This window comes from Streptomyces sp. NPDC059355 (assembly GCF_042752335.1).
Taxonomy (GTDB): Bacteria; Actinomycetota; Actinomycetes; order Streptomycetales; family Streptomycetaceae; genus Streptomyces.
On the sequence record NZ_JBHYXN010000003.1, the window covers coordinates 1 to 19,624 of the forward strand.

The 19,624-nt window shown below is 73.7% G+C and carries 16 protein-coding genes and 1 pseudogene; 10 read left to right on the top strand and 7 right to left on the bottom strand.

The features are described 5' to 3' along the window. A pseudogene (locus tag ACFXGI_RS03630) lies at positions 1–471 on the bottom strand (hypothetical protein); the annotation flags it as partial. A 147-nt stretch (positions 472–618) separates the two neighbouring features. Here ACFXGI_RS03630 and ACFXGI_RS03635 point away from each other — a divergent pair. Next, entirely contained in the window at positions 619–1,500 is an 882-nt protein-coding gene (locus ACFXGI_RS03635) for a tetratricopeptide repeat protein (protein WP_384702721.1), read from the top strand. 79 nt (positions 1,501–1,579) lie between these two features. Here ACFXGI_RS03635 and ACFXGI_RS03640 read toward each other — a convergent pair whose 3' ends face one another. Next, entirely contained in the window at positions 1,580–2,851 is a 1,272-nt protein-coding gene (locus ACFXGI_RS03640; protein WP_384702723.1) for a DUF1015 family protein, read from the bottom strand. Positions 2,852–2,991: 140 nt separating this feature from the next. On the opposite strand from ACFXGI_RS03640, the gene ACFXGI_RS03645 reads away from it, so the two are divergent. The 4 genes from ACFXGI_RS03645 (at position 2,992) to ACFXGI_RS03660 (ending at position 7,181) form a co-directional block, all read left to right on the top strand. Beyond that, positions 2,992–4,032, top strand: a complete 1,041-nt coding sequence (locus ACFXGI_RS03645) for an HAD hydrolase-like protein (protein ID WP_384702725.1) — start codon at positions 2,992–2,994, stop codon at positions 4,030–4,032. 163 nt (positions 4,033–4,195) lie between these two features. Beyond that, positions 4,196–5,242 carry a FecCD family ABC transporter permease gene (locus tag ACFXGI_RS03650; RefSeq protein WP_384702728.1) on the top strand — a complete coding sequence of 349 codons (1,047 nt, stop codon included), beginning with the start codon at positions 4,196–4,198 and terminating at the stop codon, positions 5,240–5,242. A gap of 68 nt (positions 5,243–5,310) precedes the next feature. Next, positions 5,311–6,300 carry a FecCD family ABC transporter permease gene (locus tag ACFXGI_RS03655; RefSeq protein WP_384703403.1) on the top strand — a complete coding sequence of 330 codons (990 nt, stop codon included), beginning with the start codon at positions 5,311–5,313 and terminating at the stop codon, positions 6,298–6,300. After that, on the top strand, positions 6,297–7,181 hold the full coding sequence (locus tag ACFXGI_RS03660) for an ABC transporter ATP-binding protein (protein ID WP_384702731.1): 885 nt from the start codon (positions 6,297–6,299) through the stop codon (positions 7,179–7,181). The genes ACFXGI_RS03655 and ACFXGI_RS03660 overlap by 4 nt, the downstream gene beginning before the upstream one ends. Here ACFXGI_RS03660 and ACFXGI_RS03665 read toward each other — a convergent pair. Next, positions 7,165–7,512, bottom strand: a complete 348-nt coding sequence (locus ACFXGI_RS03665) for an alkyl sulfatase C-terminal domain-containing protein (protein ID WP_384702734.1) — start codon at positions 7,510–7,512, stop codon at positions 7,165–7,167. The genes ACFXGI_RS03660 and ACFXGI_RS03665 overlap by 17 nt on opposite strands. 65 nt (positions 7,513–7,577) lie before the next feature. Between ACFXGI_RS03665 and ACFXGI_RS03670 the strand changes: the two genes are divergently transcribed. Genes ACFXGI_RS03670 through recN form a run of 4 tightly spaced genes read left to right on the top strand, consistent with a single transcriptional unit; the run spans position 7,578 to position 11,469 of the window. Continuing rightward, on the top strand, positions 7,578–7,868 hold the full coding sequence (locus ACFXGI_RS03670; RefSeq protein WP_384702737.1) for a hypothetical protein: 291 nt from the start codon (positions 7,578–7,580) through the stop codon (positions 7,866–7,868). Between the two features lie 7 nt (positions 7,869–7,875). Continuing rightward, positions 7,876–8,691 carry a TlyA family RNA methyltransferase gene (locus ACFXGI_RS03675; protein WP_384702740.1) on the top strand — a complete coding sequence of 272 codons (816 nt, stop codon included), beginning with the start codon at positions 7,876–7,878 and terminating at the stop codon, positions 8,689–8,691. A 53-nt stretch (positions 8,692–8,744) separates the two neighbouring features. Then, a complete protein-coding gene (locus ACFXGI_RS03680; RefSeq protein WP_384702742.1) occupies positions 8,745–9,653 on the top strand; it encodes an NAD kinase in 909 nt (302 codons plus the stop codon). A 52-nt stretch (positions 9,654–9,705) separates the two neighbouring features. Further along, on the top strand, positions 9,706–11,469 hold the full coding sequence (recN, locus tag ACFXGI_RS03685) for a DNA repair protein RecN (RefSeq protein WP_384702745.1): 1,764 nt from the start codon (positions 9,706–9,708) through the stop codon (positions 11,467–11,469). A gap of 51 nt (positions 11,470–11,520) precedes the next feature. On the opposite strand, the gene ACFXGI_RS03690 is transcribed toward recN, so the two are convergent. After that, entirely contained in the window at positions 11,521–12,516 is a 996-nt protein-coding gene (locus ACFXGI_RS03690; protein WP_384702748.1) for an HNH endonuclease signature motif containing protein, read from the bottom strand. 151 nt (positions 12,517–12,667) lie between these two features. Between ACFXGI_RS03690 and ACFXGI_RS03695 the strand changes: the two genes are divergently transcribed. Beyond that, positions 12,668–13,867 (top strand): glycosyltransferase family 4 protein, encoded by a 1,200-nt coding sequence (locus tag ACFXGI_RS03695; protein WP_384702751.1) that lies wholly within the window; start codon positions 12,668–12,670, stop codon positions 13,865–13,867. A 353-nt stretch (positions 13,868–14,220) separates the two neighbouring features. On the opposite strand, the gene ACFXGI_RS03700 is transcribed toward ACFXGI_RS03695, so the two are convergent. The 3 genes from ACFXGI_RS03700 to ACFXGI_RS03710 form a co-directional block, all read right to left on the bottom strand. After that, positions 14,221–15,840, bottom strand: a complete 1,620-nt coding sequence (locus ACFXGI_RS03700) for a PucR family transcriptional regulator (protein WP_384702754.1) — start codon at positions 15,838–15,840, stop codon at positions 14,221–14,223. Between the two features lie 22 nt (positions 15,841–15,862). Continuing rightward, entirely contained in the window at positions 15,863–17,242 is a 1,380-nt protein-coding gene (locus ACFXGI_RS03705; RefSeq protein WP_384702756.1) for an FAD-binding oxidoreductase, read from the bottom strand. A gap of 107 nt (positions 17,243–17,349) precedes the next feature. Continuing rightward, positions 17,350–19,155 (bottom strand): glycoside hydrolase family 15 protein, encoded by a 1,806-nt coding sequence (locus tag ACFXGI_RS03710; protein WP_030870678.1) that lies wholly within the window; start codon positions 19,153–19,155, stop codon positions 17,350–17,352. Positions 19,156–19,624: the final 469 nt, after the last annotated feature.

Sequence of the window (19,624 nt, forward strand, 5' to 3'; positions counted from 1 at the left end):
CGCGACGACCGCGGCGGCGACCGCCCCACCGGCGGCGGCTTCCGCGGCCGCGAGGACCGTCCGTCCTACCCGCGCCGTGACGACCGCGGTGGCGAGCGTCCCACCGGTGGCGGCTTCCGCCGTGACGACCGTGGCGGCGACCGTCCGTCGTACCCCCGCCGTGATGACGACCGCGGTGGTTTCCGCGGCGGCCGTGACGACCGTGGTGGCGACCGCCCGTCCTACCCCCGCCGCGACGACCGCGGCGAGCGTCCCTCCGGTGGTGGTGGCGGCTTCCGCCGTGACGACCGCGGTGGCGACCGTCCGTCGTACCCCCGCCGTGATGACGACCGCGGTGGACGTCCGTCCTACCCGCGTCGTGATGACGACCGTGGCGGATTCCGCGGCGGCCGTGACGACCGTGGTGGCGACCGCCCGTCCTACCCCCGCCGCGACGACCGCGGTGGCGACCGTGGCGGGTTCCGTGGCCATGACGACCGTGGTGGCGACCGCGGCGGCTACCGTGGCGGCCGCGATGACCGCGGCGGCGACCGCGACTACCGTGCGGACCGCGACCGGGACCCGGTCAAGCGCCTTCCGATCGACGAGGACGTCACCGGCCTCGAGATCGACGCCGATGTGCGCCAGGAGCTGCTGAGCCTGCCCAAGGGCCTGGCCGAAGAGGTTTCCAAGAACCTCGTCATGGTCGCCCGGCTGATCGACGAGGACCCCGAGCAGGCGTACGCGTACTCGCGGATCGCCCTGCGCCTGGCCTCCCGCGTCGCGGCCGTCCGCGAGGCCGCCGGCTTCGCCGCGTACGCCACGCAGAAGTACAGCGAGGCGCTCGCCGAGTTCCGCGCCGCCAAGCGCATGACCGGCTCCGTCGAGCTGTGGCCCGTCATGGCCGACTGCGAGCGCGGCCTCGGCCGCCCCGAGCGCGCGCTGGCCATGGCCGGCGAGCCCGAGGTGCAGAAGCTGGACAAGGCCGGCCAGGTCGAGATGCGTCTGGTCGCCGCCGGTGCGCGGCGGGACATGGGGCAGCTGGACGCCGCCATCGTGACCCTGCAGAGCCCGGAGCTGGCCTCCCACTCCGTCCAGCCGTGGACCGCGCGTCTGCGGTACGCCTACGCGGACGCCCTGCTTGCGGCCGGCCGTGAGGACGAGGCGCGCGAGTGGTTCGCCAAGACGGTCGAGGCGGACAAGGACGGGGCGATGGACGCCTCCGACCGGCTCGCCGAGCTGGACGGCGTCGAGTTCGTCGACGCGCTCGGCGGCGATGAGCCGGACGAGATCGGCGACGAGATCGACGACGAGGACGACGAGGACGACGAGCAGGACTCCGCCGAGGTGGCCGCCGCCGAGCGCGCCTCCGACCAGGCCGAGTACTACGACGAGGACGACGAGGAGTACGAGCCTCTGGAGCGTTCCGCCGAGGCGGACGCCGACGTCGACCTCACCGACGAGATCGTCGTCGTCGAGGACGAGGACGAGGACGACGCGCAGGCCCGCGACAAGGCCTGAGCGCTGAACCGGCACTCATGAGAAAGGGCGGTACCCCTGGTGGGGTACCGCCCTTTTTCGTGTCCGCGATCGGGCCGGTTCAGTCGAGGCTGCGCAGGACCAGGCCCGTGGCCGGCTTCGGGCCGAAGGAGGTGGACTTGCGGGGCATCGTGACGCCCTGGCGGGCCAGGTTCCGGACGACTTCCTCCCGTACGGGGTGCAGCAGGACCGCCGTGCCGCCGTGCCGTTCCGCCATGGCGACGGTGGCCGCCGCGTCGTGGATGTACGTGATCTGGTCCGGGGTGTCCGGGATCTGCCACAGGGCGTCCAGCAGGGTCGCGTGCAGCACCGTCGCGTCCAGCCGGCGCCAGGCCTCGGGCCGGTCGCGCCGTACGGTGCGCTCCAGGAGGTCCAGGTCCGGGTCGGTGACCAGGTGGAAGGTGCCGTCGCCGGCCAGGAGGAAGGCGTTGCCGCGCTCCGCGGCGTCGCCCAGGGCCTCCAGGGCGAGCGGCAGCGGGCCGTCGACCGGGCGGACCAGGAAGTGGCCCGTCACGGCGGCCAGGGCGTCCGCGACCGGGAGGCGGCGCAGCATCCGGTGGATGGCGCGGACCTGGAGCGGGTAGCGGGCGGTGTCGACGAGGAGCACCAGGCCGAAGTCCCAGTCGGTGGGGGACTGGTGCTCCTCCTGGAGGCGCAGGTACGTCGCCCAGCGGTGGTGGCCGTCGGCGATGAGGGCCTGGCGGTGGCCGAGGTCGGTGGTGACGGCGGCCAGGTCTGCGGGGTCGGTGATGGCCCACAGCCGGTGCCGGAAGCCGTCCTCGGTGGTGGTGGCCAGCAGGGGCGGGCGTGCGGCGGTCCGCTCGACGACCGCCGTCGCGCCGGCCGCGGGGTCGCCGCCGAGGTAGGTGAGCAGGAGGGGCTCCAGATTGGCCGAAGCGGCCCGCATCAGGCCGGCCCGGTCGGTGACCACGTCGGGCATGACGTCCTCGTGCGGGAGGACGATGCCGGCGTCGGGCTTCGAGAGGGCCAGGGCGCCGATCACGCCGCGCTGGAGCACGCTGCCCTTGCGCTGCTCGTAGACGTAGAGCGCGGGCTCGGGGTCGGCGCTGAGGACGCCCTTGGAGAGCCAGTCGTGCAGGGTGTGCGCGGCCTGTTCGTTGCGCTCGGCGGGAGTGTCGGCCTGCGGGAGGATCAGGCGGACGATGTTGTGCGGGTCGGCGGACTCCAGGTGGTCGACTCCGTCGGGCCGCACGACCACGTCGTACGGCGGTGAGGTGACGGCGGCCAGGCTGCCGACACGCTCCGGGACGTAGCGCAGTCCATGGAAAGGGATCAGGCGCAGCCCGTCGTCCGCGGTACCAGATGTGGTCATTGGTGCATGGTAAGACGCGTCTCGCGATGCGGGATGATCGGGTGAGGAAGACCGCAAGTCGCATGCGTTCGGTATCGGTCACGGGCGGACGGATGCGACGGACGGACCGTCGAGGATTGAGCGGACAGGGAGCCGACAGGATGACCCGGCAGAGCAGGACGAGTCCGGCGGGCAGCGAGCGAAGCCTGCACCAGGCGTACGACACGGCCCTGCTGGACCTGGACGGCGTGGTGTACGCGGGCGGCGAGGCGATCGGGTACGCCGCGGAGTCCCTGGCCGCGGTCAGGGCCGGCGGGATGCACCTCGCGTACGTCACGAACAACGCGCTGCGGACACCGGAGGCGGTCGCCGAGCACCTGGGCGAGCTGGGGATCCCGACCGAGGCGGGCGAGGTGATCACGTCGGCGCAGGCGGTGGCCCGGCTGATCTCGGAGCAGGTGGAGCCGGGGTCGAAGGTGCTGGTGATCGGCGGGGAGGGGCTGCGGGTCGCGCTGCGCGAGCGGGGGCTCGTACCGGTGGAGTCCGCCGACGAGGAGGGTCTCGCGGCGGTCGTCCAGGGGTACGGGGGCCCGGATCTGCCGTGGTCGCGGTTCGCGGAGGCCTCGTACGCGATCCACCGCGGGGTGCCGTGGTTCGCGTCGAACACCGATCTGACGATCCCGGGGGCGCGGGGAATCGGGCCGGGCAACGGGGCCGCGGTGGAGGTCGTACGGATCGCCACGGGCGCGGAGCCGCAGGTGGCGGGGAAGCCGCTGCCCCCGATGCACCGGGAGACGGTGCTGCGGACCGGGGCGGATCGGCCGCTGGTCGTCGGGGACCGGCTGGACACGGACATCGAGGGCGCGTTCAACGGGGACGTGGACTCGCTGCTGGTGCTGACCGGGGTGACGGACGGGGCGCAGCTGCTGCGGGCCGAGCCGGCGCACCGGCCGACGTACGTGGACCGGGACCTGCGCGGGCTGCTGACGGGACAGCCGGAGGTCGTGGCGGCGGGGGAGGGCTTCCGGTGCGGGGGCTGGACCGCGGTGGCGGCGGCGGGCGTACTGGAGCTGCGGGGCGAGGGCGATCCGGACGGTTCCCTCGACGCGTTGCGGGCGCTGTGCGCGGCCGCGTGGACGCAGGCGGGGGACGGCTCGTGCACGCTGGACGCGGGGAAGGCGCTGGCCCGGATCGGGCTGTAGTCGGGGCGGCGCGGGGCGGGTCGTTCGCGGGTCGTTCGCGGGCCCTCCCCGGGCCCTCCCCGGGCCCTCCGCGGCCGCGCCCCGGGATGCCTCCGGCGTAGTTCGCGGGTATCCCGGGATCCTCAGGGCCAGTTCAGGAGCAGGGTAGGCTAACCTAACTTCCGTGTTGGTCGAGAGTCCCCCTGAACAGAGCGCGGCGCCGGTCGCCGCCATCCGCCCGCGGCACGCCGCGCGCGCCGCCGGTCTGCTCGGCGCCCTCGCGGTGCTGGCCCTGATCGCGGTCGCGAGCATCGCCGTGGGCGCCAAGCAGATGCCCCTCGACCAGGTCTGGCACGGCCTGTTCCACTACGCGGGGACGCCCTCCGACGTGGTGGTGCGTGATCTGCGGGTCCCGCGCACCCTCCTCGGGCTGATGGTCGGGCTCGGCCTCGGCCTCTCCGGCGCCGTGATGCAGGCGCTGACCCGCAATCCGCTGGCCGAGCCCGGCATCCTCGGCGTCAACGCGGGCGCCGCGGCCGCCGTGGTCTCGGCGATCACCTTCCTCGGTGCCTCCACGCTCAGCGAGTTCGTCTGGTGGGCCTTCCTCGGCGCCGCCGTCGTCTCCGTCGTGGTCTACGTACTCGGCGGCAGCCGCAGCGCGACGCCGGTGCGCCTCGCCCTCGCCGGTACGGCGGCCAGCGCGGCCCTGGTCGGCTACATCAACGCCGTGCAGCTGATGGACAGCAAGGCGCTGGACAAGCTGCGCTTCTGGACCGTGGGCTCCTTGGCCTCCGCGAACATGGACACCGTCCGGCAGGTTGCTCCGTTCCTGCTGGTGGGCGCGGTGATCGCGCTCACCCTGGGCCGGCCGCTCAACGCGATGGCCATGGGCGACGACACCGCGCGGGCCCTCGGCGCGCACCTGACGCGGACCCGGATCGGCGCGATGGCGGCCATCACGCTGCTGTGCGGGGCGGCGACCGCCGCCTGCGGGCCGATCGTCTTCATCGGGCTGATGATCCCGCACCTGGTACGGATCATCACCGGTCCCGACATGCGGTGGGTGCTCGCCTATTCGGCGGTCCTCTCCCCGGTGCTGCTGCTGGGCGCGGACGTCATCGGCCGGGTCGTCACCCGGCCCGCCGAGCTCCAGGTCGGCATCGTCACCGCGCTGATCGGCGGACCCGTCTTCATCCACCTCGTCCGGCGCAAGAGGATGGCCCAGCTGTGACCGTCGACCTTCGGGCGGACAAGCCCGGATCCCGTGCCCTGCGCGGCCCCGGCGGGCTGTCCCTGCGGATGGAGCCGCGCGCGCTGGCGGTCGGGCTGCTGCTCACCGCCGCGGCGCTGGCCATGGCCGTCGTCCTCATCGGCACCGGCGACTTCGAGATCGCGCCGTGGGACGTCGTGCAGACCCTGCTCGGCAACGGCTCCCCGGCGAACGACTTCATCGTCAACGACCTGCGGCTGCCGCGGGTGCTGGTCGCCGTGCTGGTGGGCGCAGCGCTCGGCATGGCCGGCGCCGTCTTCCAGTCCGTCTCCCGCAATCCGCTCGGCTCCCCGGACCTGCTCGGATTCAGCTACGGCTCGGCGGTCGGCGCGCTCACCGTGATCGTCCTGTTCAAGGGCGGCGCGACGGCGGTCGCCGCGGGCGCGCTCGTGGGCGGCCTGCTCGCGGGCGTCCTCGTCTACCTGCTGTCGTACCGGCGCGGCATCCACGGCTACCGGCTGGTGCTGGTCGGCATCGGCACCTCCGCGATGCTCGTCGCCGTCATCAACTACCTCCTGACCAAGGCCCAGCTCGTCGAGGCGACGCGGGCGATGGTCTGGCTGACCGGCTCGCTCGCCGGCCGGGACTGGAGCCAGGTCTGGCCCCTGCTGGCGACCTGCGCCGTGCTGTTCCCGCTGGTCCTCGGGCAGGGCAGGGCCCTGCGGGTGATGGAGATGGGCGACGACGCCGCGTACGCCCTCGGAGTACGGGTGGAACGTACGCGGATGCTGCTGATGCTGGCGGCGGTCCTGCTGACCACCGCGGCCGCCGCGGCCGCCGGACCCATCTCCTTCGTCGCCCTGGCCGCGCCCCAGCTGGCCCGGCGCCTGACCCGCTCGCCCGGGTCGAACCTGCTCACCGGCGCGCTCATGGGATCCGTCCTGCTGCTCGTGTCCGACTGGGCCTCGCAACGCGCCGTCGGCGCCGACCAGCTGCCGGTGGGCGTGGTGACCGGGCTGGTCGGCGGCGTCTACCTGCTCTGGCTGCTCGTCACCGAGCGCAAGGCGGGACGTATATGAGCACGGACACGAGCAACTCAAGGAGTACGCAGGTGCAGCGGCTGACCGCGCAGAACGTGACCCTCGGCTACGAGCAGCGGGTCATCGCCGAGAACCTGTCGGTGGAGATCCCGGACCACTCGTTCACGGTGATCGTCGGACCCAACGCGTGCGGGAAGTCCACGCTGCTGCGCGCCCTGTCGCGGATGCTGAAGCCGTCCGCGGGGCAGGTGCTGCTGGACGGGCACGCCATCGGGTCGATGCCGGCCAAGAAGGTCGCCAGGACGCTGGGGCTGCTGCCGCAGTCCTCGATCGCGCCGGACGGGATCACGGTCGCCGACCTGGTCTCCCGCGGCCGGTACCCGCACCAGGGTCTGCTGAGGCAGTGGTCGCCGGAGGACGAGCGGATCGTCCTGGAGTCGATGGCCTCGACCGGGGTCGCCGAGCTCGCGGACCGCTCGGTGGACGAGCTGTCGGGCGGGCAGCGCCAGCGGGTGTGGATCGCGATGGCGCTGGCGCAGCAGACGCCGCTGCTGCTGCTGGACGAGCCGACCACGTACCTGGACATCCAGCACCAGATCGACGTGCTCGACCTGTGCGCGGAGCTGCACGAGGAGCAGGGGCGGACCCTGGTGGCCGTGCTGCACGACCTCAACCACGCGGCCCGCTACGCCACGCACCTGATCGCGATGCGCGGCGGCGAGGTCGTGGCGGAGGGGCCGCCGGCCGAGGTGGTCACGGCGGAGCTGGTGGAGAAGGTCTTCGGCCTGCGCTGCCAGATCATCGCCGATCCGGAGACGGGCACCCCGCTGGTGATCCCGGCCGCGCGCAAGCCGAAGCAGTCGGCCGGGCTGCCGAAGCCGTCGGCCGGGCTGCTGACGGGGACTACAGCAGGCTCTTGAGGCGGAGCAGGTCGCGGAAGCCGGCCTCCAGGCGGACCCGGCCGGAGGCCCAGGCCTTGGCGAACTTGAGCTCGCCCGCGACCATCGCCACCAGGTCGTCGCCCGTCATCGCGAGCCGGATCTCGGCCTTCGCGGCGGGCGGGCCGGGGGAGACCGCGTCCACCTGGATCCGGCCGTCTTCGAGGCGGCCGGTGAAGGTCTGGTCCAGGTCGGTGATGTGGCAGCTCAGGGAGCGGTCCATCGCGGCGGCGCCGCGCACACCGCCGTCGGCCTGTGCGAGGTTGCCGGAGAGTCTGTCGAGTGCGGCTCGGCACTGATCGATCGTAGCCATCGTGATCTCGACCGTACCGCAGAGCCGCGCGTGGCCGCCCGGGTGCTTCGGGGTAGCGTCGGGGCATGACCGACGACATGGCCGTGGTACCGCAGGCGGCGGACGCAGCGCGAGCGGTGGAGGCGGCGGACGTACCGGAGGCCTCCGGGGAAGCGGCGCCGGAGCCCCTGGGGCTCGTCCGTACGCCCACCGGCCACGCAGGGGTGGACGCGTACCTGGAGCGGCTGGCCGATGCCGACCACCTCACGGCGGACGGACACGTCGCGGTGTACGAGGATGTGCACAGGGGGTTGCGTGACGCGCTGACCGCGCTGGACGCACCGCCCGTCCCCGGACCGTACGAAAACAGGAGCTGAACCGAACGTGGCAGGAGTGGCACGCCGCCGCCTGGACGCCGAACTGGTACGCCGCAGCATGGCCCGCTCGCGCGAGCACGCCGCCCAGCTGATCGCCGCGGGCCGGGTGACCGTCGCAGGCGCCACCGCGACCAAGGCGGCCACCCAGGTCGAGACCAGCGCGGCCCTCGTCGTCCTCAAGGACGCCAGCGACCCCGACTACGTCTCCCGGGGCGGCCACAAGCTGGCCGGCGCTCTCGCGGCCTTCCAGCCGCAGGGGCTGGCAGTGGAGGGCCGCCGCGTGCTGGACGCGGGCGCCTCCACCGGCGGGTTCACCGACGTGCTGCTGCGCGCGGGCGTGGCCCACGTCATGGCCGTCGACGTCGGCTACGGGCAGCTCGCCTGGTCGCTGCAGAGCGACGACCGGGTCACCGTCAAGGACCGCACGAACGTCCGCGAGCTGACCGTCGAGCAGCTCGACGGGGTTCCGGTCGACCTGGTCGTCGGCGACCTGTCCTTCATCTCCATCGGCCTGGTGCTGCCGGCCCTGGTGCGCTGCTGCGCGCCGGACGCGGATCTGGTGCTGATGGTCAAGCCGCAGTTCGAGGTCGGCAAGGACCGGCTCGGCAGCGGCGGCGTCGTGCGCAGCGCGGAGCTTCGGGCGGAGGCCGTACGCGAGGTGGCGGCCCAGGCGGCGAAGCTGGGGCTGGGCGTGCTCGGGGTGACCGCGAGTCCGCTGCCGGGCCCGTCGGGGAACGTCGAGTACTTTCTGTGGCTGCGGGCGGGGGCACCGGCACTCGACCCGGCGGATGTCGACCGTGCAGTGGCGGAGGGGCCTCAGTGACTGATTCAGCGGACAGGTCGTCGCACACATCGAGCAACTCGCACGACCCGGATTTGGGGGTTCCGGGGCAGGGGCGGACCGTCTTCCTGCTCGCGCACACCGGGCGGCCCGCGGCCATCCGCAGCGCCGAGCTGGTCGTGCAGGGGCTGCTGAAGAACGGCCTGGGCGTACGGGTCGTCGAATACGAGGCGCGGGACCTGCCGCTGCCGCCCGAGGTGGAGCTGGTGTCCGAGTGCACCCCCGCGGTGCTCGAGGGCTGCGAGCTGCTGATCGTGCTGGGCGGCGATGGGACCCTGCTGCGCGGCGCCGAGTTCGCGCGCGGCTCGGGGGTGCCGATGCTGGGCGTGAACCTGGGCCGGGTGGGGTTCCTCGCGGAGGCGGAGCGGGACGACCTGGACAAGGTCGTGGACCGGGTCGTGACGCGGGAGTACGAGGTCGAGGAGCGGATGACCCTCGACGTGCTCGTACGGACGAACGGCGACGTGATCCACCGGGACTGGGCGCTGAACGAGGCCGCGGTCCAGAAGGTGTCCCCCGAGCGGATGCTCGAAGTGGTCCTGGAGATCGACGGGCGCCCGGTGTCCGGCTTCGGCTGCGACGGGATCGTCTGCGCGACCCCGACCGGTTCGACGGCGTACGCCTTCTCCGCGGGCGGGCCGGTGGTCTGGCCGGAGGTGGAGGCTCTGCTGATGGTGCCGATCAGCGCGCACGCGCTGTTCGCGAAGCCGCTGGTGACGTCGCCGGACTCGGTGCTGGCGGTGGAGGTGCAGCAGGGCGTCCCGCACGGGGTGCTGTGGTGCGACGGCCGCCGGATGCTGGAGCTGCCGGCCGGGGCCCGGGTGGAGGTCCGGCGGGGGGCGGTTCCGGTGCGGCTCGCCCGGCTGCACCACGCGTCGTTCACGGACCGGCTGGTCGCGAAGTTCGCACTGCCGGTGTCGGGGTGGCGCGGGGCGCCGCACTGAGAGCCCGCCCAATAGCACACGCGTTCGGGCAACTCCCCGCGGGTGACGTCACATGGCATCGGTGAAACCTCGGTATCGTCGTCCCGTGCTTGAGGAGATGCGGATACGGTCGCTCGGGGTCATCGACGACGCGGTGGTCGAGCTGTCGCCCGGTTTCACCGCGGTGACCGGCGAGACCGGCGCGGGCAAGACGATGGTCGTCACCAGCCTCGGCCTGCTGCTCGGCGGTCGCGCCGACCCGGCCCTGGTGCGGATCGGGGCCAAGGCGGCGGTCGTGGAGGGCCGCATCGTCTTGCGCCCCGGCGCGCCCGCCGCCGTACGGGCCGAGGAGGCCGGGGCCGAGCTCGACGACGGCGCCCTGCTGATCAGCCGGACCGTGTCCGCCGAGGGGCGCTCGCGCGCCCACGTCGGCGGCCGCTCCGTGCCCGTCGGCCTGCTCGGCGAACTCGCGGACGACCTGGTCGCCGTACACGGGCAGACCGACCAGCAGGGGCTGCTGCGGCCGGCCCGGCAGCGCCAGGCCCTCGACCGGTACGCGGGCGACGCCGTCGCCGTACCGCTGGAGAAGTACGGGTCCGCCTACCGGCGGCTGCGCGCGGTCGCCGTCGAACTCGACGAGATCACCACCCGGGCCCGGGAACGGGCCCAGGAGGCCGACCTGCTGCGCTTCGGCCTGGAGGAGATCGCGGCCGTGGAGCCGCTGGCCGGCGAGGACGCCGAGCTGGCGGCCGAGGCCGAGCGGCTCGGCCACGCCGAATCGCTGGCCTCGGCGGCGCAGATCGCGCACGCGGCCCTCGCCGGGGACGTCGAGGACCCGGAGGGCGTCGACGCGAACACGCTCGTCGCAGGCGCGCATCGGGCCCTGGACGCCGTACGGTCGCACGACCCGGCGCTCGGCGCGCTCGCGGAGCGGATCGGGGAGCTCGGGATCCTGCTGGCCGACGTGGCCGGGGAACTGGCCGGATACGCGGACGACCTGGACGCCGATCCCCTGCGGCTGGCCGCGGTCGAGGAGCGTCGGGCGGCGCTGACCCAGCTCACGCGCAAGTACGGCGACTCGATCGACTCCGTACTGGAGTGGGCCGAGCGGGGTTCGGCGCGGCTGCTGGAACTCGACGGCGACGACGAGCGGATCGCCGAGCTGACCGCCGAGCGGGACGGGCTGCGGGCCGAACTGTCGCTGCTGGCGCAGGCGCTGACGGACGCGCGGGTGGAGGCGGCGACGCGCTTCGCCTCGGCCGTCACGGAGGAGCTGGCTTCGCTGGCGATGCCGCACGCGCGGGTGACGATCGACATCCGGCAGGTGGAGGACCCCGAGGGGGTGGAGGTCGACGGCCGCCCGGTCGCCTACGGGCCCTCGGGCACGGACGAGGTCGAACTGCTGCTGGCCCCGCACCCGGGTGCCCAGCCGCGGCCGATCGCCAAGGGCGCCTCGGGTGGTGAGCTGTCGCGCGTGATGCTGGCGGTGGAGGTCGTGTTCGCGGGCTCCGACCCGGTGCCGACGTACCTCTTCGACGAGGTCGACGCGGGTGTCGGCGGCAAGGCGGCCGTCGAGGTCGGGCGGCGGCTCGCGAAGCTGGCCAAGTCGGCTCAGGTCGTGGTCGTCACGCACCTGCCGCAGGTGGCCGCCTTCGCGGACCGGCAGCTGCTGGTGGAGAAGACCAACGACGGATCGGTGACCAGGAGCGGCGTCAAGGTCCTGGAGGGCGAGGACCGGGTCCGCGAGCTCTCGCGCATGCTGGCGGGCCACGAGGACTCGGTCTCGGCGCGGGCGCACGCGGAGGAACTCCTGGCGGCGGCCCGCGCGGACGCGTAGGGCTCGCAGGGGGCCCTCTGCGGCGCGTGCCGCCGTAGAGGGCCCCCTGCGTCAGTCCTCGCCGGAGACCCGCCTGCGGGCCACGTCGTAGGCCCAGGCGTAGGTCGACGCCTTCTTGTCGATGGAGAAATGACGGCCGGTGGCGGTGTCGAGCACCACGTGGAACTCCTCCATGAGGTTGGACCAGTCCGCCTGTGCGAAGTCCTCGTCGGACCATCCGTACAGCCGCCGCAGCTCGTCCTTGACCTCGGCGAAGAACGTCCGGGCGGGGCGCGGGGGCAGCCCCACCTCCACGCCGAGCGCGCGCAGGCGCGCCTGTTCCTCCTCCGAAGCCTGCAGCCACTTGGACCCGCTGTCCCACAGCTCGGCGTAGTCGACCCAGGCCCAGAAACTCTCGGCGTCGGCGACGTCGGGCGCCTCCTGGTGGTGCTCGGGGCACAGCAGCGCGAAGTTCCTGACGTCCATGGAGCCGCCGAGGGAGGCGGGGACCACGTGCGCGCGCTCGACCGGTGTGGCCCAGCAGATCAGGCAGCAGGCCTCGCTCATGCCGAGGTACTCGGCTATGGCCTTGACGCCGGGCGGTGACCTGCGGTCGACCGGCGCGTGCTCGCGCGGCCTCAGGGGAAGGCCGGCGTGGTCGTACTCGTGACCGGTGCCGTCCTCCGGCGGCCCGATCAGCAGGGCCTCCGGAAGGTCGTCGCGCTGCGGCCTCGGATTGCCGGCATGGAGGAGCGGGGTCCGCGCTTCGGTGAGGAACGGCATCAGGTAGCCGAGGGTGAACTCCTGCATCAGCTCCAGGGCGTCGCCGTCGTAGCCTCCCGCGGCGTTCCGGTGACCCTGGACGTCGAGGTAGAGGATGCGGGGTGTGCCGGGGAACCGGACCTGGGCGGACCGGACCATGAGGAAGATCCGCTGCGCGGCGCGCTCGAAATCCTCGTACACCGCCATGTCGTGGTAGATCGCGATCGGCTTGCCGGTGCCGGTGCCGGTGCCGGCACCGCTCCGGCTCCCGCCCCGCCGTTTCTTCCCCGTCTTCTTCTTGCTCATCCGCCGAATCCGCCCGGGGTTCGTAAGTTTGTGTCCATGGCTTCCAGGGTTTCAGGCCCCACTGACAACCGGCCCCGGAAGGCCCGGCGTTAGGCCGTGTGGGTGAGGCTCGGGGGCGTGTGGCGGTATCTCGCGCGGGATCCGCACCCGTATGGTCCCGGAACGCGCGTGCGGACTGGCATCCTGGGCGACGACTCTGCCTCCCTCACCCACCCTGGAGCTTCGGCCCGTGAGCAGCTCCCCGGTCTCCGTCCCGGTCCCCCCGCAGCCGTACGGGCGGCCGCCGCTGCGCACCGTCCAGGTACTCGGCGGCGCGGGCGCGGGCAGCAGCGCGCACGTACGGTCGCTGGCGACCGGGCTCGCCGCGCGCGGGGTACGGGTCACGGTGTGCGCGCCCGTGGAGGCGGAGGGGGAGTACGACTTCACCGGCGCGGGGGCGGAGTTCACACCGGACGCGGTGAGCGCGCTGCGGGCCGTGTGCGCCGGGGCGGACGTGGTGCACGCGCACGGGGTGCGGGCCGGGGCCCGGGCCGCTCTGGCGCTGCGCGGGCGCCGGGTGCCGCTGGTGGTGACCTGGCAGGGCGGCGGGCCGGCCGCCGAAGGGGCGTTCGGGCGGCTGGGGCGCGTGCTGGAACGGCATGTGGCGCGGGCGGCGGCGGTGGTGCTGGGCGCGTCCTCGGACCAGGTGGACCTGGCGCGGGCCCGGGGCGCGCGGGACGCGCGGCTGGCGCCCGTGGCCGTGCCGGTGGCGCCGGCCGGACCGGACGCCGGGACGGACCCCGGCAAGGCGCGGGCGGAGCTCGGAGCGGTGGAGCGGCCGTTGCTGATCGCCGTCGGGAGCCTGGTGGAGCACCGGGGCTACTCGGTGCTGCTGGACGCGGCGCGGGCGTGGCGGGTGCTGGAGCCGCTGCCGCTGGTGGTGATCGCGGGTGAGGGCCCGCAGCGGGCCGAACTGGCCCGGCGGATCGAGGCGGAGGGGCTTCCGGTGCGGCTGCTGGGGCAGCGCCGGGATGCCGCGCAGCTGCTGGCGGCGGCGGACGTGGTGGTGCTGCCGAGCCGGTGGGAGGCGCGGTCCCTGCTGGCGCAGGAGGCTCTGCGGGCGGGGGTACCGCTGGTCGCCACGGCGGTCGGGGGCGTACCGGAGCTGATCGGGGACGCGGGGGTGCTCGTCCCGTACGGGGACGCGGCCGCACTCTCCTCGGCGGTGACGGACCTCCTCGCGGACCCGCCCCGCCGCGCCGCCCTGATCGCCGCAGGCCGCGCCCAGGCGGCCACCTGGCCCACGGAGGACGACACGGTGGCCCAGATCCTGTCGGTCTACGACGAACTGATGGAGCGCGGCCGCCCCTGAAGCACCCCTGCGGCTCCGCCCCGACGCCTGCGCGGGGGTGCGAACGGGGCCGGGGCGGGCGGCTGGGGGACGAGCCCCGCAGGGCCGCCCACCCGCGCCCGGACACCGCCTGCGCCCTGCGGGCCGGTCCCGCCCGCGTGTGCCGCGCCGGCCGCGGTGAGACGTCGCCCGGGGGACCCCGCCCGGCGGCCGCCGGACGGAGTCCGGCGCAGCGGCGCGAAGCCGGGAAGGCGCCCTGGCGCCGAGTCGTGTGAGGGGCGCGTCAAGAAGGCGTGGCGCCCTGGCGCCGAGTCGTGTGAGGGGCGCGTCAAGAAGGAGTGGCGCCTTTGGCGCCGAGTCATGTGAGGGGCGCGTCAAGAAGGCGTGTGGCGGCGGGCGCGGAGGGCCAGGCTCAGGGACAGGACCGTTTCCGGGTCGTCCAGGTCCGTGCCCAGGAGCTCCGAGATGCGACCCAGGCGGTTGTACAGGGTCTGGCGGTTGAGGTGGAGCTCGCGCGCCGTCTCCGCCTTGCGGCCCGCGTGGGCCAGGTACGTTTCCAGGGTGGGGAGGAGCGGGGGGCGGGACGCCGCGTCGTGCACGCGCAGTGCGCCGATCGCGCGGTCCACGAACGCCGCCAGGTCGGGGTGCTCGCGCAGCCGCCACAGGAGCAGGTCGATGTCCAGGCGCCGCGCGTCGTACCAGGGCCGGGCCGGGAGGCCGTGGGCGGCCGTGGCGGTCTCCGCCGCGTGGCGCAGGCCCGCCGAGGCGGCGGCCCAGCCGCCCGCCACGCCCACCACCACCGCCGGCGGGGCCGCCGCGCGGTCCAGGCCGGCCCGTTCCACGCCGGCCCGCAGGGCGGCGGCCACGCGGTCCGCCACCGTCGTGCGCTCCGATTCGGAGCGGAGCGAGACCAGGAGCGGTACCCGGCCTTCCACCGGGCGTACGCCCAGGAGGACCGGGACGCCCACCGAGCTCAGCTCCTCCAGGACCGCCCTCGCCAGCACCGCCCAGTTGCCCGACGGGCCCAGCGACGAAGACAGGCGCATGACCACCGGCAGGAGCGGGCCCGCGCCCGGCTTGAAGCCCAGGACGCGGGCCTGTGCCGGGGCGTCCTCCGCCGAGATGCGGCCCTCCGCCAGGTCCGTCAGGAAATCGCCGCGGCCGCGCGCCGCCAGTTCGTCCTCCTGCCGCGCCTGCATCAGTACGACCGCCAGTACCCCCGCCGTCCGTTCCGCCGCCATCCGGTGGACGGGCAGCAGCGGCGCCGACACGCCCAGCAGGACCACCCTGGCGCGGACCGAGCCCGTGCCGTGGCCCCCGCCGGGGACGTCGATCAGGACCGCGTTGGCCGACGGCTCCGCCTCGCGCTGGCCCCGCAGCCCCTCCCAGACCTGCAGCGGGTCCGCCGCGGCCTCCCCGGAGACCGGGCCCGCCGCGTACAGGAGCTGCCCGTCGGGGGTCTCCAGGAACACCGGATTACCGGTGAAATCGGCCAGGATGTGCAGGACTTGGGGGATCCCACCGCCGCTGAGCAGGGCCTCCGTACACCGCCGGTGCACCTCCTCGGCCCGCTGGAGCAGGGCGTAGTGGTGGTTGACGATCTCGGTGTGGACCTCCTCGGTGACCGCCACGAACGGCACCTCGCGGTGCAGTTGGACCAGGGGGAGCCCGGCCGCACGCGCCGTCTCGACGAGCGTCGCCGGGAGCCGGGTGAAGCGCGGGCCCAGTTCGACCACCAGCGCGGCGATCCCCCGGTCCGCGAGGCGCCGTACGAAGGCACGCTGCTCGGCGGGCCGGGTCCCGAGGCCCAGCCCCGTGGTCAGCAGCAGCTCCCCGCCCTTGAGCAGGGAGGCGATGTTCGGCACCTCGCCCGCGTGCACCCAGCGCACGGTCCGGCCCAGGCGGTCGGCGCAGGCCACCACCTCCGGCAGCCCGCTGCGCAGTCCGGGCAGCTCCAGCGCCCGCTGAACGGTGATCCCGCCCTGGTTGTCCATGTCGCGGGACGCTACCAGGGGGTCAGGCCGGCTTGATGTTGTGGTTGAAGCGGAAGATGTTGTCCGGGTCGTACGCCCGCTTCACCGCGCCCAGCCTGGCCAGATTCTCCGCGCCGAGACCGGCCGCCACCCGCTCGGAGCCCTCGTCGCCGGTGAAGTTGAGGTAGACCGCGCCGCTGCTCCACGGCTGCACGTGGGCGCGGACGTCCTTCACCCACGAGACGGCCCGCTCGTCCTCGGCCGGGTCCTCCCAGATGCCGAACGGGTGCACGGCCCAGGGCGAGGCCCGGTACGGGACGGGGAACTCCGAGGGCCCGTCCGCGATGGCCCCGCCCAGCGGGAACAGCACGTGCTGGGTCCCGCCCGTCGGCATCACGTCGCCGAGCGCGCAGAAGACGCCGACGAGTTCGTCCGGCAGGCCGGTCAGGTACTCCGCGGACCAGTAGTTCCGCAGGCCCGGCGGATCGTCCAGCATGCACTGAAAGTCCGCGTACGGGAGGGCGGTGAGGACCTCCACCTCGTGCGGCAGCGCGAGCAGCGGTGCCGCGAGCCTGCGCAGCGCCTCCTCGCCGCCCGCGTAGGTGAGCAGCGCGCCCGCCATCCGAGTACCCACCAGGTGTTCCGGTACGAAGGGCTCCGGCGGCGCCGTCAGGTAGATCATGCCGCCGCCCGCCTCGGCGGGACCGTTCTCGATGATCTCGCGGTAGGTGCGCAGGACTTCGGGGCCGGCCTCCACCGGGTACAGCAGCAGGCAGATCGCGAACTCGGGCAGTTCGTGCAGGCGCAGCGTGATCGAGGTCGCGACCCCGAAGTTCCCGCCACCGCCGTGCAGGGCCCAGAACAGCTCGGGGTTGTCCTCGGCGGTCGCCGTCAGGGTGCTGCCGTCGGCGGTGACCAGGTCCACGCCGAGCAGGTTGTCCACGGCCAGCCCGAACTTCCGGTCCAGCCAGCCGGAGCCGCCGCCGAGGGTGAAGCCGGTGACGCCGGTGGTGGAGACCCGGCCGCCGGTGGTGGCGAGCCCGTACGGCTGGCAGGCGCGGTCCAGCATGCTCATCACCGCGCCGCCCCCGACGCGTACGGCCTTCGCCCCGGGATGGACCGTGACCTCCTGCATGCCGCGCATGTCGACGACCACGCCGCCGTCGTTGAGGGACATCCCGGCAACGCTGTGGCCGCCGCCGCGCACGGCGACGGGCAGGTCCAGATCGCGGGCGAAGCGGACGGTGGTGACGACGTCCGCCTCGCTCTCGCACCGGGCGATGACCGCGGGGCGGCGGTCGATCATCGCGTTGAAGACCGACCGGGCCTCGTCGTACGCGGGATCGCCGGGGGCGAAGACCTCACCGGCCAGATCCTCGCGGAGCGCGGTCAGGGCCTGGCCGGCCTTTGACGGGGGAGCCATGGCGGCGGCCCTCCTTCCGGAGGAGGCATAGGACCTCTCCAGCGTAGGCGGGGCCGGCCTGCCGGGCGCGGGGGAGCCGGGGCGCCGCCCCCCCCGCCACAGGCGGCCTAGCCCCCGTATGCCCCGCTCGCCGTCAGACGCAGCGCCGTGTCGATCAGGGGGACGTGGCTGAACGCCTGGGGGAAGTTGCCGACCTGGCGCTGGAGGCGCGGGTCCCACTCCTCCGCCAGCAGCCCCAGGTCGTTGCGGAGCGCCAGCAGCCGTTCGAACAGCTGGCGCGCCTCGTCGACCCGGCCGATCATCGCCAGGTCGTCCGCCATCCAGAACGAGCACGCGAGGAACGCCCCCTCGTCGCCCTCGAGGCCGTCCACGCCGGCCTCGCCGCCCGTCGTCGGGTAGCGCAGGATGAACCCGTCGGGCGTCGACAGCTCGCGCTGGATCGCCTCGATCGTCCCGATCACCCGCTTGTCGTCCGGCGGCAGGAATCCCATCTGCGGAATCAGCAGCAGCGAGGCGTCCAGTTCCTTCGAGCCGTACGACTGGGTGAACGTGTTGCGTTCCTTGTCGTAGCCCTTCTCGCACACGTCCTGGTGGATCTCGTCGCGCATCTCGCGCCACCGCTCCAGCGGGCCGTCCGCGTCACCGCTCTCGATCAGCTTGATCGTGCGGTCCACGGCCACCCACGCCATCACCTTCGAGTGCACGAAGTGGCGGCGCGGGCCGCGCACCTCCCAGATGCCCTCGTCCGGCTGGTCCCAGTGCTCCTCCAGGTAGCGGATCAGCTTCAGCTGGAGCACCGAGGCGTAGTCGTTGCGCGCCAGGCCCGTCATGTGGCCCAGGTGCAGGGCCTCGGTGACCTCGCCGTACACGTCCAGCTGGAGCTGGTGCGCGGCGCCGTTGCCGACCCGGACCGGCCGGGAGTTCTCGTACCCGGGCAGCCAGTCCAGCTCGGTCTCGCCGAGCTCCCGCTCGCCCGCGATCCCGTACATGATCTGCAGGTTCTCCGGGTCCCCGGCGACCGCGCGCAGCAGCCACTCGCGCCAGGCCTGGGCCTCCTCGCGGTAGCCGGTGCGCAGCAGCGAGGAGAGGGTGATGGCGGCGTCGCGCAGCCAGGTGTAGCGATAGTCCCAGTTCCGGACGCCGCCGATCTCCTCCGGGAGGGAGGTGGTGGGCGCGGCGACGATGCCGCCGGTGGGGCCGTACGTGAGCGCCTTGAGGGTGATCAGGGAGCGGATCACGGCTTCGCGGTAGGGGCCGTGGTACGTGCAGTGGTCGACCCACTCGCGCCAGAACGCGGCGGTGGTCGCCAGCGCCTCCTGCGCGTCGGGGGTGTCCGGGGCGCCCTTGTGGGAGGGCTGCCAGCTGATGCAGAAGGCCTTGCGGTCGCCGGGGCCGACGGTGAAGTCGGAGTACGTCGTCAGGTCCTTGCCGTACGTCTGCGCGTCGGTGTCCAGCCAGACGGAGTCGGGGCCCGCGACGGCGACGGTGCGCCCGTCGACCTTGTGCACCCAGGGCACGACCCGGCCGTAGCTGAAGCGCATGCGCAGTGCGGAGCGCATCGGGACGCGCCCGCTGACGCCCTCGACGATGCGCACCAGCTGCGGCGCGTGGTCCTCGCGGGGCGGCATGAAGTCGGTCACGCGGACCGTGCCGCGCGGCGTGTCCCACTCCGATTCCAGGATCAGCGAGTCGCCCTGGTACCGGCGGCGGGTCGCCGCGGGGGCCGCGGCGCCCCCGGGGAACGCCGGGCCGATGCGCCAGAAGCCGTGATCCTCCGTTCCGAGGATGCTCGCGAAGACGGCATGGGAGTCGAAACGGGGCAGACACAGCCAGTCCACCGATCCGTCCCGGCAGACCAGCGCGGCGGTCTGCATGTCCCCGATCAGTGCGTAATCCTCGATGCGCCCGGACACGTTAGATCTCCCAGTCGAACGGCCACGTCCGCCCCGAAGGGCGCTTGCATTGCGCGGTTGCGCGGTCCCGTGGGTATGGATCCCCGCACTGAGCTCATGATTCCGGATGCGGCCGGGTTACGCCGTCTGCCGGACTGCTCGGCGGCGAGGTGATGCGATATCCGAGCAGGATATGACGGCACCCTAGTGATCTCCTGAAGTCTGAGGACAATGTGTCTAGTCCGAATGGGTGACCTGGGGGAATGTAGGCGTGGCCAGCCCGGGGACGGCCGGTGGCGCTCCGTCGAGCGGTCGTGGCGGCGCGTGGCCGGAGGCGGACGGGCCCGGGCGCTGATAGGCTGGTACCCCGTGGACCGGTGGTCTGCCTGTGCGAATCAGGAGCCCCGAAACCGCAGCTTCGGCGCCCCCTGAGAGCCTCCGGTTCGATGGTGGCCGGCGCCGGACGCACCTCACTTCGCGACCACGGGAG

What these genes read in the sequence shown, in the direction of transcription:
- ACFXGI_RS03640 (WP_384702723.1), bottom strand. Translation starts at nt 2,851, where the DNA reads ATGACCACATCTGGTACCGCGGACGACGGGCTGCGCCTGATCCCTTTC.
- ACFXGI_RS03645 (WP_384702725.1), top strand. Translation starts at nt 2,992, where the DNA reads ATGACCCGGCAGAGCAGGACGAGTCCGGCGGGCAGCGAGCGAAGCCTG.
- ACFXGI_RS03655 (WP_384703403.1), top strand. Translation starts at nt 5,311, where the DNA reads ATGGAGCCGCGCGCGCTGGCGGTCGGGCTGCTGCTCACCGCCGCGGCG.
- ACFXGI_RS03660 (WP_384702731.1), top strand. Translation starts at nt 6,297, where the DNA reads ATGAGCACGGACACGAGCAACTCAAGGAGTACGCAGGTGCAGCGGCTG.
- ACFXGI_RS03665 (WP_384702734.1), bottom strand. Translation starts at nt 7,512, where the DNA reads ATGGCTACGATCGATCAGTGCCGAGCCGCACTCGACAGACTCTCCGGC.
- ACFXGI_RS03670 (WP_384702737.1), top strand. Translation starts at nt 7,578, where the DNA reads ATGACCGACGACATGGCCGTGGTACCGCAGGCGGCGGACGCAGCGCGA.
- recN (WP_384702745.1), top strand. Translation starts at nt 9,706, where the DNA reads ATGGCATCGGTGAAACCTCGGTATCGTCGTCCCGTGCTTGAGGAGATG.
- ACFXGI_RS03690 (WP_384702748.1), bottom strand. Translation starts at nt 12,516, where the DNA reads ATGAGCAAGAAGAAGACGGGGAAGAAACGGCGGGGCGGGAGCCGGAGC.
- ACFXGI_RS03695 (WP_384702751.1), top strand. Translation starts at nt 12,668, where the DNA reads ATGGTCCCGGAACGCGCGTGCGGACTGGCATCCTGGGCGACGACTCTG.
- ACFXGI_RS03700 (WP_384702754.1), bottom strand. Translation starts at nt 15,840, where the DNA reads ATGGACAACCAGGGCGGGATCACCGTTCAGCGGGCGCTGGAGCTGCCC.
- ACFXGI_RS03705 (WP_384702756.1), bottom strand. Translation starts at nt 17,242, where the DNA reads ATGGCTCCCCCGTCAAAGGCCGGCCAGGCCCTGACCGCGCTCCGCGAG.